Source organism: Salinigranum sp., from assembly GCF_041641895.1.
In the GTDB taxonomy this organism is placed as follows: Archaea; Halobacteriota; Halobacteria; order Halobacteriales; family Haloferacaceae; genus Salinigranum.
The window spans coordinates 1-15142 of record NZ_JBEPXO010000086.1; the positions used below are offsets into that span (position 1 = coordinate 1).

The 15142-nt window shown below is 68.9% G+C and carries 13 protein-coding genes; 4 read left to right on the forward strand and 9 right to left on the reverse strand.

The features are described from left to right. Positions 1–716 (reverse strand): hypothetical protein (locus ACESK5_RS15865; RefSeq protein ID WP_372912553.1); only part of this gene is annotated, 716 nt, incomplete at its 3' end. A gap of 200 nt (positions 717–916) precedes the next feature. Here ACESK5_RS15865 and ACESK5_RS15870 point away from each other — a divergent pair. Further along, positions 917–1561: an HAD family hydrolase gene (locus ACESK5_RS15870; RefSeq protein ID WP_372912554.1), complete on the forward strand. Its 645-nt coding sequence runs from the start codon at positions 917–919 to the stop codon at positions 1559–1561. 55 nt (positions 1562–1616) lie between these two features. On the opposite strand, the gene ACESK5_RS15875 is transcribed toward ACESK5_RS15870, so the two are convergent. The 5 genes from ACESK5_RS15875 to ACESK5_RS15895 all read right to left on the reverse strand — a co-directional run bounded on the left by ACESK5_RS15875 (position 1617) and on the right by ACESK5_RS15895 (position 6829). After that, positions 1617–3260 carry a dihydrolipoamide acetyltransferase family protein gene (locus ACESK5_RS15875; protein WP_372912555.1) on the reverse strand — a complete coding sequence of 548 codons (1644 nt, stop codon included), beginning with the start codon at positions 3258–3260 and terminating at the stop codon, positions 1617–1619. Then, entirely contained in the window at positions 3257–4252 is a 996-nt protein-coding gene (locus tag ACESK5_RS15880; protein ID WP_372912556.1) for an alpha-ketoacid dehydrogenase subunit beta, read from the reverse strand. The genes ACESK5_RS15875 and ACESK5_RS15880 overlap by 4 nt, the downstream gene beginning before the upstream one ends. 4 nt (positions 4253–4256) lie before the next feature. Beyond that, the gene (gene pdhA / locus ACESK5_RS15885) at positions 4257–5360 is read right to left on the reverse strand and encodes a pyruvate dehydrogenase (acetyl-transferring) E1 component subunit alpha (RefSeq protein ID WP_372912557.1); all 1104 of its coding nucleotides are present in this window, start codon (positions 5358–5360) and stop codon (positions 4257–4259) included. A gap of 126 nt (positions 5361–5486) precedes the next feature. Then, positions 5487–6434 carry a lipoyl synthase gene (lipA, locus tag ACESK5_RS15890; protein ID WP_372912558.1) on the reverse strand — a complete coding sequence of 316 codons (948 nt, stop codon included), beginning with the start codon at positions 6432–6434 and terminating at the stop codon, positions 5487–5489. Between the two features lie 170 nt (positions 6435–6604). Beyond that, positions 6605–6829: a DUF2892 domain-containing protein gene (locus ACESK5_RS15895; protein WP_372912559.1), complete on the reverse strand. Its 225-nt coding sequence runs from the start codon at positions 6827–6829 to the stop codon at positions 6605–6607. A gap of 178 nt (positions 6830–7007) precedes the next feature. On the opposite strand from ACESK5_RS15895, the gene ACESK5_RS15900 reads away from it, so the two are divergent. From ACESK5_RS15900 to ACESK5_RS15910, 3 genes are all read left to right on the forward strand, one after another. Beyond that, positions 7008–9347, forward strand: a complete 2340-nt coding sequence (locus ACESK5_RS15900) for a DEAD/DEAH box helicase (protein ID WP_372912560.1) — start codon at positions 7008–7010, stop codon at positions 9345–9347. Positions 9348–9860: 513 nt separating this feature from the next. Then, positions 9861–11288, forward strand: coding sequence for a dihydrolipoyl dehydrogenase (lpdA, locus tag ACESK5_RS15905; RefSeq protein ID WP_372912561.1), 1428 nt, complete (start codon positions 9861–9863; stop codon positions 11286–11288). A gap of 209 nt (positions 11289–11497) precedes the next feature. Then, positions 11498–12124: a metal-dependent hydrolase gene (locus ACESK5_RS15910; RefSeq protein ID WP_372912562.1), complete on the forward strand. Its 627-nt coding sequence runs from the start codon at positions 11498–11500 to the stop codon at positions 12122–12124. Between the two features lie 75 nt (positions 12125–12199). On the opposite strand, the gene ACESK5_RS15915 is transcribed toward ACESK5_RS15910, so the two are convergent. From ACESK5_RS15915 to serB, 3 genes are all read right to left on the reverse strand, one after another. Continuing rightward, positions 12200–13765: a methyl-accepting chemotaxis protein gene (locus ACESK5_RS15915; protein WP_372912563.1), complete on the reverse strand. Its 1566-nt coding sequence runs from the start codon at positions 13763–13765 to the stop codon at positions 12200–12202. Continuing rightward, positions 13766–14119 carry a hypothetical protein gene (locus ACESK5_RS15920; protein WP_372912564.1) on the reverse strand — a complete coding sequence of 118 codons (354 nt, stop codon included), beginning with the start codon at positions 14117–14119 and terminating at the stop codon, positions 13766–13768. Positions 14120–14368: 249 nt separating this feature from the next. Then, complete coding sequence (serB, locus tag ACESK5_RS15925; RefSeq protein WP_372912565.1) at positions 14369–15025, reverse strand: phosphoserine phosphatase SerB; 657 nt, start codon at positions 15023–15025, stop codon at positions 14369–14371. Between the last annotated feature and the right edge of the window lie 117 nt (positions 15026–15142).

The following is a 15142-nucleotide window of genomic DNA, read 5'->3' on the forward strand; positions in this document are numbered from 1 at the left end:
TCCGGCGTATCCGTCTCCGTCGGCTCTGGCGTGTCCGTCTCCGTCGGCTCCTGCGTGTCCGTCTCCGTCGGTTCGGGCGTCTCCGTCGGCTCTGGCGTGTCCGTCTCCGTCGGCTCCGGCGTGTCCGTCTCCGTCGGTTCGGGCGTCTCCGTCGGCTCTGGCGTGTCCGTCTCCGTCGGCTCCGGCGTGTCCGTCTCCGTCGGTTCGGGCGTCTCCGTCGGCTCCGGCGTCGCGGTTTCGGTGGGTTCTGGCGTGTCCGTCTCCGTCGGCTCCGGCGTCGCGGTTTCGGTGGGTTCCGGCGTGTCCGTCTCTGTCGGCTCCGGCGTCGCGGTTTCGGTGGGTTCTGGCGTGTCCGTCTCCGTCGGCACTGGCGTCGCGGTTTCGGTCTCGGTGGACACCAGCGTGTCAGTCTCCTCCGTCTCCGTCGTCTCTTCTTCCTCTTCCGTCTCTTCTTCCTCTTCCGTCTCCTCCTCTTCCGTCTCTTCTTCCTCTTCCGTCTCCTCCTCTTCCGTCTCTTCTTCCTCTTCGATCTCCTCCTCTTCCTCTTCCTCTTCCGTCTCCGTCGTCTGCTGTTCGAGCGTGTCCGAGGCGTCTATCTGAGCCGAGTCTGTCGGGGCGTCGCTCGCTGCCGCGGCCGTGCCGGAGACGGCAGGCGCGGCTGATGCGAGCAGGAGAGCGACGATGAGGCCGAGGGTTGCGAGGACGTGACGGTTCATGGTTCGGGGAGACCGTTCGAGGCGTCGCGGACGCCTGTGGTCAGTCGTACGACATTCACACGCCTGCCACTTTAAATCAGTCTCGGTGTATGTGCAATTTATTCAGTAGAGCGTGAGAATCAGTGGCGTGTGAACGTCTGGAAGAGACGAACCAGCCGGCGGGTCAGCAGACCTTTGACCGGGGACGTTCGACGGACGGTGTGGACGCTGTACTCTTCGACATGGACGGGGTACTGGTCGACTCCGAGCGCTTCTGGCACGCCTTCGAGGACGAGTGGGTGTTCGCCGAGGCGACCGAGGGAACGCCCGACCGCGACGAGGTCACGGGTCGAAACTACCGCGAGATACACGACTACCTCACGGAGGAGTACGGCACGACCGTCTCCAAAGAGGAGTTCGTCGCTCGCTACGACGAGCACGCGATGGAGGTCGTCTACCACGAGGTCGAACTGATGAACGGTGCGGAGGACCTCTTCGCCGACCTCCGCGCGAACGTGAGCGTCGCCATCGTCTCGTCCGCGCCGCAGTCGTGGATCGGCGTCGTCCGCGACCGGTTCGACCTCGACCCACTCGACCTGGTGTTGAGCGCCGACGACATCGACGAACCGGGCAAGCCCGAACCACACATCTACGAACACGCCGCACGAGAACTCGGTCTGGCCCCCGAGGACTGCGTCGTCGTCGAGGACTCGTACAACGGAGTGCTCGCCGCCTCTCGCGCCGGGACGCACTGCATCGGCTACCGGACGTCCGAGAACCGGGACGTGGACCTCTCGGCGGCCGACGAAGTCGTCGAGGGGCCCGGAGAACTGCGCGCGGCACTGGCGCGACTCGGCTGTCTGTGAGTGTCTGTGAGAACGAGAACGCGTCGAAGAGACGCCCGTGGGGCGGCTCAGGCGCTCACAGCAGCAGCAGCCGGGGGTTCTCCAGCAACTCGATGACGCGGTTGGTGAACTGCCCAGCGTCGGCACCGTCGACGACCCGATGGTCGATCGAGAGCGAGAGCGGCAGGGTGTGCCGCGCGACCACCTCGCCGTCTTCGACCACGGGGCGCTGTTCGATGGCCCCGAGGCCGAGGATGGCGACCTCCGGGTAGTTGATGATGGGCGTGGCGTACTCGCCGCCGATGGCTCCGAAGTTGGTGAGCGTGAACGTGCTGCCCTGCATCTCCTCGCGGGATATCTTCCGTTCCCGCGCCCGCTCGACCAGTCCACCGAGTTCCGAGGCGAGGTCGACGGCACCCTTCCGGTCGACGTCGCGAACCACCGGGACCATCAGACCCGCCTCGGTCGCGACGGCGACGCCGAGGTGGTACTCCTTCCGGTAGACGATTTCCTCCGCCTCCTCGTCGAGCATCGCGTTCAACTGCGGGAACTCCTTCAGCGCCTTCACCACCGCCGCCATCACGAACGGCATGTAGGTGAGCGACACGCCCCGTTCCTCCGCGTGGGGCTTCAACTCCGCGCGAAGCGCGACCAGGTCGTCCACGACTGCCGTGTCGTGGTGTGAGACGTGTGGCGCCGTGTACTTCGAGCGCTGCATCTGCTCGCCGATGGCCTGCCTGACGCCCCGGTAGGGCACACGCTCGTCCGCGCCGCTCGCCGTCGACGCCGCGACCCCCTCCGTCCCGGCCGGTTCGCTCGTCGGGGTCGCAGTCGTGGTGTCGGGACCGGAGTCGGCCGCCTCCGGTTCGGCCGCCGCCTCACCCGCCTCCGACACTGCGGCCGCGTCTGCCTCCTGCGCCGCTCGCTGCGCCTCGGCGTAGGCGTTGACGTGGTCGGGCGTGACGAACGCCTCGCCCTCCCGCGTCTCGTCCGTCGGCACGTCGTCGATGTCGACGCCCTCCTCCTTGGCGAGTTGCCGGGTCGCCGGCGCGGCGAGCGTCTTCGACCTCCCCGCCGGCGCCGCCTCGCCCGCCGCTGCTGTCTGTCCGTCACCGGCGTCACCGCGCGACGTCGCCGAGCGACCACTGAACGAAGCGGACGCGGGCCCCGACCGCTCGTCGGCCGCGCTCGCGTCGCCCGCGTCCGTCGCCTCGGCCGCAGAGGTGTCGGCCGCCGCTCTGACGTCACCCTCGGTGATGCGTCCGCCGGGGCCGCTGCCGTCCACGTCCGCGAGAACAACGCCGAGTTCCCGCGCGAGACGGCGGACGCTCGGCGGGGCGAACACCCGTGCGTCCGGCGTGTGGTCCGCGTCCTCGTCAGGGCTGGTCTCCGGTGCCGTGTCGTCGGCCTGGGCCTCCGTCGCTTCCTCGTCGGCCTCGACTCCCGTGGCGTCCTGCTCGTCCGCCTCGCCGTCGTCGGCGTCGGGGACCTCGAACGTGATGATGACGTCGCCGACCGGGACGATTTCGCCCTCTTCGGCGAGCAGCTCCTTCACCGTCCCGTTGTACGGCGACGGCACCTCGACGAGCGCCTTGTCCGTCTCCACCTCGGCGACGACCTGGTCCTCGGTCACGGTGTCGCCGGGTTCGACGTGCCACTCGACCAGTTCGCCCTCCGCGACGCCCTCGCCGACGTCGGGCAGTTTGAACTCCTCGATCATTGGAACTCGGCCGCCTCCCGGATGCCGTCCTCGATTCGGGCCACCGACGGCAGGTAGTAGTCCTCCAGCGCGTACAGCGGGTAGGGGACGTCGTAGCCGGTCACCCGGACGACCGGCGCCTTCTGGTGGTAGAGCGCCCGCTCCTGGATGGTGGCCGTTATCTCACCGGCCATGCCACCCGAGCGCGGGGCCTCGTGGACCACGCAGGCCCGGCCGGTCTTCTTGAACGACTCGACGATGGCGTCGCGGTCGAGCGGCGAGACCGTCCGGAGGTCGACGACTTCGCAGTCGATGCCCTCCTCGGCGAGATTCTCCGCCGCCTCGAGCGTGCGGGGCGTCATCGCGCCGTAGACGAACACCGAGACGTCCGCCCCCGCTCTGCGGACCTCTGCCTCCCCGATGGGCACGGTGTACTCGCCCTCGGGGACGTCGCCCCGGAAGGCGCGGTAGATGAGTTTCGGTTCGAGGAAGACGACGGGGTCGGGGTCGCGGATGGCGGAGATGAGCAGTCCCTTCGTGTCGTACGGCGTCGAGGGGATGACGACCTTCAGGCCGGCCTCGTGCGCGTAGAACGCCTCCTTCGACTCGGAGTGGTGTTCGGGCGCGCGGATGCCACCGCCGTAGGGCGCACGGATGACCATCGGGCAGGTGTACCGGCCGCGTGACCGGGTCCGGAGGCGGGCGGCGTGCGAGACGATCTGGTCGAACGCGGGGTACATGAAGCCCGAGAACTGTATCTCGGGGACGGGCTTGAGACCGTAGGCGGCCATCCCGACGGCCGTGCCGACGATGCCCGACTCCGCCAGTGGCGTGTCGATGACGCGTTCGTCGCCGAACTCGTCGTGGAGACCCTCCGTGGCGCGGAAGACGCCGCCGTTCTTCCCGACGTCCTCCCCGAGGACGATGACGTCCTCGTCTCGCTGCATCTCGGTGTGGAGACCGTCCCGTACTGCCTGGACCAGGGTGAGGTTCTGTGTCTGCTGGGTACTCATTGTATCACTCGTTGAGGAACGCATCGTCGCCGAACTCCTCGCGGAGGGCGGCGAACGACTCGTACTGCGCCTCGAGGTCCGGCGTCTGCTCGGCGAAGACGTGGTCGAACATCTCCTCCGGGTCGGGCCGCGGCGTCGACTCCGCCGTCTCGATGGCGTCGGCGACCAGTTCCTGGACCTCAGTTTCGACCTCGTCGACCTGCTCGTCGTCCAACCGGCCGGTGTCGCGGAGGAACGTCTCCAGTCGCGGGATGGGGTCCTTCCGTTTCCACTGCTCGACCTCGTCGCTGTCGCGGTAGACGGTCGGGTCGTCCGCCGTCGTGTGCGCGCCGAAGCGGTACTGGACCGCCTCGACGAGCGTCGGTCGCAACTCGCCGGGGTCGTCGGCCTTCGCCTTCTGGACAGCGGCGCGCGTCACCTGATACACGGCGAGCGGGTCCATCCCGTCGACCTGGACGCCCTGAAAGCCGTACGCGTCGGCCTTCTGTGCGAGGGTCTCGGCCTTCGTCTGTCGTTCCCGGGGGACGGAGATGGCCCACTGGTTGTTGTTACAGAAGAACACCGTGGGCGTGTCGAACACGCCGGCGAAGTTCATCGCCTCGTGGGTGTCACCCTCGCTCGTCCCGCCGTCGCCGAAGTAGACGATGAACGCCTCGTCGTTTCCTTTCAACTTCGAAGCCCAGGCCGCACCGACCGCGTGGAGGGTCTGCGTCGCGATGGGTACCGCGGCGGGGAACGTCTTGACGTCCGGCGGTGCCTCGTTGCCCCGTTCGGTTCCCATCCAGTAGAGGAGGATGCGGTCGAGCGGGAAGCCGCGGACGTGGAGCGCACCGTGCTCCCGGTAGGAGGGGAAGAGCCAGTCCTCCTCGTCGAGTGCGTGGGCGCTGGCCACCTGGGCACCCTCCTGCCCCGAGAGGGGCGGGTAGGTCCCCATCCGCCCCTGTCGCTGGAGGCTCACCGCCCGGGTGTCGAAGTGCCGGGCGAGTTTCATCTCCCGGTAGATAGACAGCAGTGTCTCGTCGTCGACGTCGGGCACCTCGCCGACGACGCTGCCGTCCTCGTCGAGGACCTGGACTCGATCCCGCGGGTCGCGCTGTAGCACGCTCACGGTCGGATCCTCCAGTGCATGCGAGATGGGTCACCCCCCTGCCGTATAGTGTTTTCGTAGAAAAAATCGTGTACGTCTGGTGTGGCGCCGCTCGGCCCCGGTTTCGGCCGTTTCAGCCGCTCGGAGTCAGTCGGCGGCGTGCGCGGTCCGCCGCGCCTCCTCGACCGAGCGACCCTCGCGGACGAGCGCGTCGACGAACAGTTCGCCCGCCTTGTACGACGACCGGACCATCGGGCCCGACGCGCAGTAGAGGAAGCCCAGTTCCTCCTCCGCCACGCGTCGCCACGTCTCGAACGCGTCGGGGTGGACGTAGTCGTACACGTCGAGGTGTGACCGCGAGGGCTGGAGGTACTGCCCGAGGGTGACGATGTCGACGTCGGCCTCCCGCAGGTCCGAGAGCGTCTGGTACACCTCGTGGGCGTACTCGCCCAGGCCGAGCATGATGGACGTCTTGGTGTAGATGTCCGACTCCCGCTGGACCTGTTCCAGGACGGAGAGCGACTGCTCGTAGCCGGCGCGGCGGTCACGGACCGGCCACTGGAGTCGTTCGACGGTCTCGATGTTGTGCGCGACGACGTCCGGCCGGGCGTCGATTATCTCCCGCACCAACTCGGGGTCGCCCTGGAAGTCGGGGATGAGCACCTCGACGAGGATAGAGGGGTCACGCTCCTTTATCGCGCGGATGGTCTCGGCGAAGTGGCCCGCCCCCTGGTCCGGGAGGTCGTCTCTGTCCACGGAGGTGAGGACGACGTAGTCGAGGCCGATTTCCGCGACGGCCTCGGCGACGTTGTCGGGTTCGTCTGGGTCGAGCGCCTCCATCCCCCCCGTCTGGACGTCGCAGAAGTTGCACCCGCGCGAGCAGCGGTCGCCCATCAGCATGAACGTCGCCGTGCCGGGGCCGTCGCGACCGGACCAGCACTCGCCGAGGTTCGGACAGTTCGCCTCCTCACAGACCGTGTGGAGGTTCCGGTCGCGGAGCTCTCGTTTTATCTCGGTGAACCGCTGGCCCGACGGCGGCCGCATCTTCAGCCAGTCGGGCTTCCGGCGGTGGTTCGACCGACGACTCCCGCTCATACCACGTAGGTAGAGGGGCGTGGTGAAAAACGTGCGGACGTTACTCGTCCATCGCCACCGCGATCACACCCCCACCTCCGTGTCCGCTGGTCGTGTCCGTGTCCGTGTCTACGTCCACGGGTCGTGCCGTCGCCAGAGCCGTGACCGGGAGGAACCACACCGACCGCCCCTCACCGGACGTCGACGGGACAGGTGTCGATGCCGAGGAGAGTGTGCAGCGGACACCGCTGGACCGCACCGGTCACGGTCAGCACCGCCCCGACGACGAGCGCGACGACCCCGCCGACCGTTCCCAGCGGGAGCGCCCCGACGAAGGCGGCGATGCCGGCGAGGAGCAAGAGCGGTCCGACGACGAGTCGAGCAGTTCGGTCGATTCCTCCGACGTTCTTGTTCATGAGACTTCACCGGCCTGTTTCCCCCGAGTGCTATTGTATAGTTCCCCCAATACCATCCGGCGAGAACCGTCCGTCACTCCCCGTCTCGACCCCCGGTCACCGGAAGTTTTTGGTCGGGGGAGCACCCCCGTCTGACCATGACTGGCTTCGGGAACTGGGAACCGGGAGGCACGGCGGAGTGAAGGTCGCAGAGGCCCTGCCCGAATTCGCCGACGCCTTCGGCTTCGAGGAGTTCAACCGGATGCAGCGCGAGGCGCTGCCGGCCATCCTGGAACGCGACGAGAACGTCGTCGCCGCCGCGCCGACGGCCTCCGGGAAGACGGCACTCGCCGAACTGGCCATCTGCAAGACGCTGCAGGAGGGCGGCACCGCACTCTTCGTCGCCCCGCTGCGCGCGCTGACGAACGAGAAGGAGGCCGAGTGGGAGCGGTTCGAGGACCTCGGCTACTCCGTCTACGTGGTGACGGGTGAGCGCGACCTCAACCCCCGGCGGGCGGAACGGGCTGACATCCTGGTGATGACGCCCGAGAAGGCCGACTCTGCCACCAGGAAACACGAGTCGCCGCGATACCAGTTCGTCACGGACGTCAGCTGTGTCGTCATCGACGAGGTACACCTCCTCGACTCCGACTCGCGGGGCGGCGTCCTCGAGGTGACGGTGTCGCGGCTCCGGCGGCTCTGTGACCCGCGAGTCGTGGCGCTGTCGGCCACGATGCGGAACGTCGGCGACGTCGCCGAGTGGCTCGACGCGGTGCCGGAGACGACGTTCGAGTTCGGCGACGACTACCGCCCCGTGAAACTCCACGCGGGCGTGAAGACGTACAGCCACGGCGAGAACAGCTTCGCCGACAAGTACCGTCGGTTGTACCGGGCGTTCGACCTCGCCGAACCGCACATCCGCGACGCTGGGCAGGCGCTCGTCTTCGTCTCCTCGCGGCAGGACACCGTCCAGGCGGCCGCGAAGGCCCGCGACGAGTTCGCCGAGCGCGACGTCCCGATGGGGGCGCGCGGCGACTACGACTTCCACAACGAGGCCAAGGAGTTGACGAACGACTCGCTGCGGCAGTCGGTGGTCGACGGCGTCGGCTTCCACCACGCCGGCCTCGGGAAGGAGGACCGCGACAGGGTCGAACAGTGGTTCCGCGAGGGCAAGGTCCAGCTCCTGTTCTCGACGTCGACGCTCGCGTGGGGCGTGAACCTCCCCGCCCGCTGTGTCGTCATCCGCGACACCAAGTACCACGACCCGCTGGAGGGCGACGTCGACATCTCGCCGCTGGACGTGATGCAGATGCTCGGCCGCGCGGGCCGACCCGGCTACGACGACGTCGGCTACGGCTGGGTCGTCTGCGACCACTCGGACGCCGACCGCTACCGGCGACTCATCCGCGAGGGGAAGGACATCGAGTCGCACCTCGCCGAGAAACTGGACTCGCACCTCAACGCCGAAATCGCCATGGGGACCATCGACGACCTCGACGACGTCCTCTCGTGGCTCGAGACGACGTTCTACTACGTCCGCGCGCAGTCCCGCCCCGCCGAGTACGGCTTCGACGGTCTCCGCGGACGAGTGAGAGAGACGCTCGAGTCGCTCGTCTCGCGCGGCTTCGTCGAGATGAGCGAGTTGCGGGTCGACCCCACCGCGCTGGGGCGACTCGCCTCGAAGTACTACCTCGACCTCGACACCGCCGAGCGCTTCCACGACCTCTCTCGTCGGGAGTACATCGACGCGGACGCCGTGCTGGACTGCGTCGCCGGCGCGTCGGAGTTCGACTCGGTCTCCTGCCGCGCCGCCGAGACGGACGCCGTGAACTCGGTGCTCACCGGGTTCGACTCGGAGCTCGAGGGCGGCAACCGCAAGGTGCTCGCCATCTGCCGGGCGTCGATGGCGGGGTCGACGCCCGCCGACCTGCGGAGCGACGCCTGGGTCATCCGCCAGAACGCGCTCCGACTGCTGGCGGCGCTCCGGGAGTTCCTCGACTCGTTCGCGGGCCCGCGTGCGGCCAACCTCGCCCGGCGCATCGAAGCGCGCGTCGACCACGGCGTCTCCCGGGACGCCGTCGGTCTCACTGCGGTCGACGGCGTCGGGTCGCGACGGGCCAGCCGCCTCGCCTCCGCCGGCCTCCGGACCCCGGCGGACCTCGTCGCGGCCGGCGCGACCGAGTTGACCCGCGCGGACCTCTCGGAGGGCGTCGCCGAGCGCGTCGTCGAGTCCGCGCGGTCGCTCCCGGCCATCGACGTCGACTGGGGGGCGTTCCCCGAGACGATAGAGCGGGGGACGAACACGGTGAAACAGGTCGAGGTGGCGAACACCGGCGGGAGCGCCCGCACCGGCGTCCGCGTGACCGTCAACGGCGTGGAGATGACGGCGAAGACGACGTACCTCTCGGATTCGACGCGCGTACCGGTCGGGGTGTTCGGCGCGACGGACGACGAACTCACCTTCCGCGTCGAGGTGTCGTTCCCCGACCTGCCGCTCCTCCCTGTGCACGAGGAACGGGTCGTCCGGGTCGTGGACTGAGTTTCGGGAGTGCGAGTTCCGCCTCGGCAGCGGGGCTTTCTCGTTGCACTTCCGTCACGAATAGCGCCGACAGCACGGCGACTGCGCGGTACACGGGCGCGGTGAGGCCACGTCCTCCCCAGCTGATTCGCTCGGTTCCTCACTACGTTCGTTCCTCGCTCGTCCCTCGCGCGGTGCCGGCGCGACATGAAGTCTCGCCAGCACGCGCCACTGCCTGCTTGCGGTCGGCGCGTGAGAGCGAGCGACTAGCGGGAGCGAGCGGACGCGCGAGGGTCGGCTCGCGCTGTCTGCGCGAGCCACCGGCTGGGGAGGGGAGAGGCGGCGGTTCACCGCGTCCGTGTGTCGCGCAGCGCTCCTGTCAGACTCGCCAGTCCCGGCCGCGAACCCATCCCCGGACATCGAGACGGGACAGTCTGGCACCACGACGACTCGCCCACGACAGCCACGACAGCCCAGGGGTGCGCGTCCTACCGCGTGGCGTCATTTTAACTCGCCGGGGGCAGAGAGCGAGGTATGGTCGTTGGAGACATCTCGACAGGGACCGAACTGCTCGTCATCGGTGCCGGGCCGGGTGGATACGTCGCCGCTATCCGTGCGGCACAGAAGGGCATCGACACGACGCTCGTCGAGCGCGACGCCTACGGGGGGACCTGCCTCAACCACGGCTGTATCCCCTCGAAGGCGTACATCACGGCGACTGACCTCGCCCACCGGGCGGGCCACGCCGAGGAGATGGGCGTCCACGCGGACCCCGTCGTCGACATGGCGGGGATGCGCGACTGGAAGGACGGCGTCGTCGACCAGTTGACCGGGGGCGTCGAGAAACTCTGCAAGGCCAACGGCGTCAACCTCGTGGAGGGGACCGCCCGGTTCGACGGGACGAACCGCGTTCGGGTGGCCCACGGCGGCGAGGGCCAGGGCTCCGAGAGCATCGAGTTCGAGCACTGCATCGTCGCCACCGGGTCGCGGCCGGTCGAGATTCCGAACTTCTCGTACGCGGACGACCCGGTGCTCTCCTCCCGGGACGCCCTCGCGCTCGACTCGGTCCCGGACCGACTCGTCGTGGTCGGGGCGGGCTACATCGGGATGGAACTGTCGACGGTGTTCGCGAAACTCGGCACCGACGTGACGGTGGTCGAGATGCTCGACGACGCCCTCCCGGGGTACGAGGCGGACGTCGCGCGCGTCGTCAGGAAGCGCGCCGAGGAACTGGGCGTCGACTTCCACTTCGGCGAGGGGGCCGCCGAGTGGCGCGACGGCAACGACGGCGGCATCGTCGTCGCCACCGAGACGGAAGACGGCGACCGGAGCGAGTACGACACCGACAAGGTACTCGTCGCCGTCGGGCGCGCGCCCGTCTCGGACACGCTCGACCTCGACGCCGCGGGGGTGGAGACGGACGAGAAGGGGTTCATCCCGACCGACGACCAGTGCCGGACGAACGTCGACTCGATATTCGCCGTCGGCGACGTCGCCGGCGAACCGATGCTGGCACACGTCGGATCGAAGGAGGGTATCGTCGCCGCCGAAGTGGTGGCCGGCGAACCCGCCGCCCTCGACTACCAGGCGGTCCCCGCCGTGGTGTTCACCGACCCCGAAATCGGGACCGTCGGGATGACCGAGACCGAGGCCGAAGCGGCCGGGTTCACGCCCGTCGTCGGCCAGATGCCGTTCAACGCCTCGGGGCGTGCACTGACGACGGGCCACGCGACGGGGTTCGTCCGCGTCGTCGCCGACGAGGAGACGGGGTTCGTCCTCGGTGGACAGATCGTCGGCCCCGAGGCGTCCGAACTCGTCGCCGAACTCGCGCTGGCCGTCGAGATGGGTGCCACGCTCGAGGACGTGGCCGCGACGGTCCACACCCACCCGACGCTCGCGGAGGCGACGATGGAGGCCTGCGAGAACGCGCTGGGACAGGCCATCCACACGCTGAACCGGTAGGTCGTCCGGACGGACGTCTGGCGGTGCAGAGAGAATCGACGTGTCGTCGGCCGTCCGACGACGTGACTGTCGTCGCGGTGACGACACGTGTCACGACAGGAGGGGGTGCCTCCGAGGTACCACGTGGCCCGAATGTGATGGGGAGGGGGGGCGTCGTGATGCCTCACTCTGTGTATGCGACTTCCGTTATTGAGCCTTGACACGGACATATGAGGTTCGAGGGGAGCGACACCGTCAGGGCTATCAGGTATCACAGGTACCACCCGGTCATGTGGCCGTGGGGACATCTGGCGGTCGGGTATCTCTCGTACACCGTCGCCGTCAGGCTCTTCCGGGGGCGTCGAGAGCGTGCGGCCCTCCTCGCGCTCGTCGTCGGAACGCAGTTCCCCGACGTCGTCGACAAGCCGCTGGCGTGGGTCGGCTTCCTCCCGTACGGCCGGTCGCTGGCGCACTCGCTGCTCGTGCTCGTCCCCCTCTGTCTGGTCGTCGTGGTCGTCGCTCGACGGCGGACGCGCACCCGCACGGGCACCGCGTTCGCGCTCGGTGCCCTGACGCACACGCTCACCGACGCCTGGCACGGCATCGTCACACTCGACCCCGGCAGGCTGTCGTTCCTCCTGTGGCCCTACCTCCCGAGTCCCGACGACGGCGGGGTGGGGACGCCGGGGGGACACGCCGACCGACTGGCGTCCGAAGTCGACACTTCTCACGCGGGCGCGGGTGGCCTCGTCGACGTGGTCCAGTCCGAACCGGTCGGACAGCTACTCCTCCTGGCCGTCGCCGTCGTGGTGTGGATCGCAGAGGGGACGCCGGGACTACCGGGGCGCGGGCGGTGAACGGTCGCCGTCCGGACGGGACGGGAAGCACGGACGGAGAACCGAGAGGAGGACGCGGAGCAGAGAGCGGAGTGCTCAGCGACGGGTGTGAGTGTCGCCGGGCGAAGGCCGGTCCACGCCGCCGTCGGCGCTGACGGGAGCGGAACCGTCGCTCACGGGCGTCGACCCGGCGACGCCTGCGTGGGTCGACGCGTCGGCGTCGACGTCGACCCGGAACTCGTCGAGGAGTCCCGCGAGGTCGTCGGCGACCCGCGAGAGGTCGTCGACGCTGGTCGACACCTCGGCGAGCGAGGCCGTCTGCTCCTCGGCGGCCGCCGAGACGCTCGCCACCTCGTCGGTGGTGTTGTCGCTCAGCGACGACGCCTCGTCGACCAGTGCCAGGACGCCCTCGGTCGATTGGGCCTGTTCGGTGGTCGCGCGGTCGATCTCCTGGATGCCGCGGTTCGTGTCCTCGATACTCTCGACGATGTCGTCGAGCGCGGTCAGCGCCTCCTCGACGGTTTCGGTTCCGGTGGAGACGCGGGTGCCGACCGCGTGCATGTCGTCCACGGTGTCGTCGGCCGACGCCTGGATGTCGTCGATGAGCGTCTCGATGCGCGCCGTCGCCTCGCTGGCCTCCCCGGCGAGCGTCTTGATTTCGTCGGCGACGACGGCGAACCCCTTCCCGGCCTCGCCGGCACCGGCGGCCTCGATGGAGGCGTTGAGCGCGAGGAGGTTCGTCCGCTCGGCGATTTCGGTGATGAGGGTGACGATTTCGCCGATCTCTCGTATCTCGCCGTTGAGCGCCTCGACCTCCTCGACGGTGGCGTCGGTCTGCGTCCGAATCTCGACCATCTCGTCGCGGGTGGTCCGGGCGGAGTCGCGCACCTCTCTCCCCCGGTCGGCCGCCTCGCTCGACGTCGTCGCCACCTCGGTCGCGGTGGAGGCGATCTCCTCGATGGTCGCCGAGAGGGTGCTCATCTCGTCGGTCGCCTCCCCGAGACGGTCGTGCTGGCGTTCGGCGTCCCCCGCGACGTCCGTCATGGCGGTGCTGACCTGTTCGGAGGCGTCGCTCACCTCCGAGACGCTCGCGTTGATCTCCTGCGTCGAGGCGGAGACGTCCGTCCCGAACGACTGGACGCGGACGAGGGTGCGTTCGAGGTCCGTTATCATCTGGTTGAACGAGTCGGCGACGGTGTCCATCGCGTCGCTCGCTCCGTCCGCCGACAGTCGGACCGTCAGGTCGCCCCGTGCGGCACGGTCCATCTGCTCGCCGAACTCGCTCGCGGTCGCTTCGAGCGAGCGGGACAGTTCGACCGCCTCGCGGCGTGACTCCTCTGCGTCGCGGCGGGCGCTCTCGACGTCGGCCCGCGCTTCTTTCATGTCCTCGACGACGGCGCTCGTCCCGCTGACGCCGATTGCGAAGACGGCGACGGTCGCGGTAAGCAGCGCCACGCTCGCGCTGTCGAGGACTTCCCCCCCGACGCCCATCTGCTCGACGAAGACCACCCCGACCCAGAGGGAACCGAGCAGGGCGACGAACGTGAAGTTCGCCCAGAACCCCGACTCGGTGTCGGTGTCGCGGTAGTTGCGGAACCCCAGGACGATGGCGCCGACGTACGCGAGAACCGCGAGGAGGTCGACGAACGCGACGGCGTTCATCTACTTCCCTCCCGCGAGCGTCCGCAGGCGCCCCGCGGCACCGTCGAAGTCGACTGCGGCCCCGCCGTCCGCGTCGTCGTCCCCGTCGGCGGCCAGGGCGCGTCGCTTCGCGTACCCGACGGCGAGGAACGCCAGTCCCGACCCGAGGAGGCCGACGACGTGCTCGACGCCGTTCAGGAGGTCCGGAAGCAGGAGCGACTCGAGGTTGGTGGCGACGATGGCGACACACAACAGCAGGTACGCGGTCAGCAGCAGTTTCGACCGGGAGGCGTTCAGGACGGGGAGCAGTCCGAGAACGGCGATCACGATCAGGACCAGTTCGTCCGGGTCCAGCGCGCCGAGTACAGAGAGCATGTGAATCCGTTCCGCCATACATCAGATTCGATATATAACTGTGCGGCCGCCCTTCTCAGGAGTAATACTCTTCTCATCGACGCACCGACACGTGTCGGGCGTCTGGTACGTAACCGGGACAGTTCTGGTACGTCGTCGGTCGGTTCGGCGGGAAAGCGCAGGGCGAGAGACGGCGGCACGACGGGCGTCGTCGACTCGAGCGCGGGCGCGGGCGGGGCCACCCGACGACCCGGACCGACCGTCGTCGGCCTACGCTTCGTCGGCCCGGAGGACGCCGCGCTCTTCGAACACCGTGGCGAGTTCGGCCATCGTCTCGACGACCACGTCACAGTGCGGTCGCACGGCCGGCTTCGGGAGGAAGCCGACGGCGAGGCCGGCGACTTCGAGCATCGGCAGGTCGTTCGCGCCGTCGCCGACGGCGACGGTCTGTCCCATCGGGACGTCGAGGTCAGCCGCGAGGGTCTCCAGCGCCTCGTCCTTCGTCCCCTCGACGAGCGACCCCTCGACGCCGCCGGTGAGTCGTCCACCCCGGATGGGGAGTCGGTTCGAGACGACGGTGTCGACGGCGTCGGCGACGCCCGCCGACTCGAGGGCGCGTTCGACGCCGCGCTCGAACCCCCCGGTGAGGATGGCGACGTGGTGGCCGTAGTCGTCGAGGCGGCGGACGACGTCGGCAGCACCGGGACGCAGCGACACCTCGCCGTACGCCTCTTCGGCGAGTTCCTCCTCGAGGCCCTCAAGGAGCGCCGCCCGTTCGCGGAGGCTCTCCGCGTAGGAGATTTCGTCGTTCATCGCCCGCTCGGTGATGGCGGCCATCTCGTCCGCGACCCCTTCTCGCCGACCGAGGAGGACCGTCATCTCCGAGTCCGAGAGCGTCCCGTCGAAGTCGAACGCGACGAGTTTCATACCGGCTAGACGGGAGGCCAGGTTTGAAACTTTGCCATCCGAGGCCGGGCGGTGGACGGCGGGAGACGGACGGGCGGGTCCGCCGGAACCGGTCAGTGTAGCGTCCGCTCCCGAACC

Bases quoted from the DNA above. Each gene is read 5' to 3' on its own strand.
- ACESK5_RS15920 (WP_372912564.1), bottom strand. From the start codon at position 14,119: ATGCTCTCTGTACTCGGCGCGCTGGACCCGGACGAACTGGTCCTGATC.
- ACESK5_RS15880 (WP_372912556.1), bottom strand. From the start codon at position 4,252: ATGAGTACCCAGCAGACACAGAACCTCACCCTGGTCCAGGCAGTACGG.
- lipA (WP_372912558.1), bottom strand. From the start codon at position 6,434: ATGAGCGGGAGTCGTCGGTCGAACCACCGCCGGAAGCCCGACTGGCTG.
- ACESK5_RS15915 (WP_372912563.1), bottom strand. From the start codon at position 13,765: ATGAACGCCGTCGCGTTCGTCGACCTCCTCGCGGTTCTCGCGTACGTC.
- serB (WP_372912565.1), bottom strand. From the start codon at position 15,025: ATGAAACTCGTCGCGTTCGACTTCGACGGGACGCTCTCGGACTCGGAG.
- ACESK5_RS15910 (WP_372912562.1), top strand. From the start codon at position 11,498: ATGAGGTTCGAGGGGAGCGACACCGTCAGGGCTATCAGGTATCACAGG.
- ACESK5_RS15875 (WP_372912555.1), bottom strand. From the start codon at position 3,260: ATGATCGAGGAGTTCAAACTGCCCGACGTCGGCGAGGGCGTCGCGGAG.
- ACESK5_RS15895 (WP_372912559.1), bottom strand. From the start codon at position 6,829: ATGAACAAGAACGTCGGAGGAATCGACCGAACTGCTCGACTCGTCGTC.
- lpdA (WP_372912561.1), top strand. From the start codon at position 9,861: ATGGTCGTTGGAGACATCTCGACAGGGACCGAACTGCTCGTCATCGGT.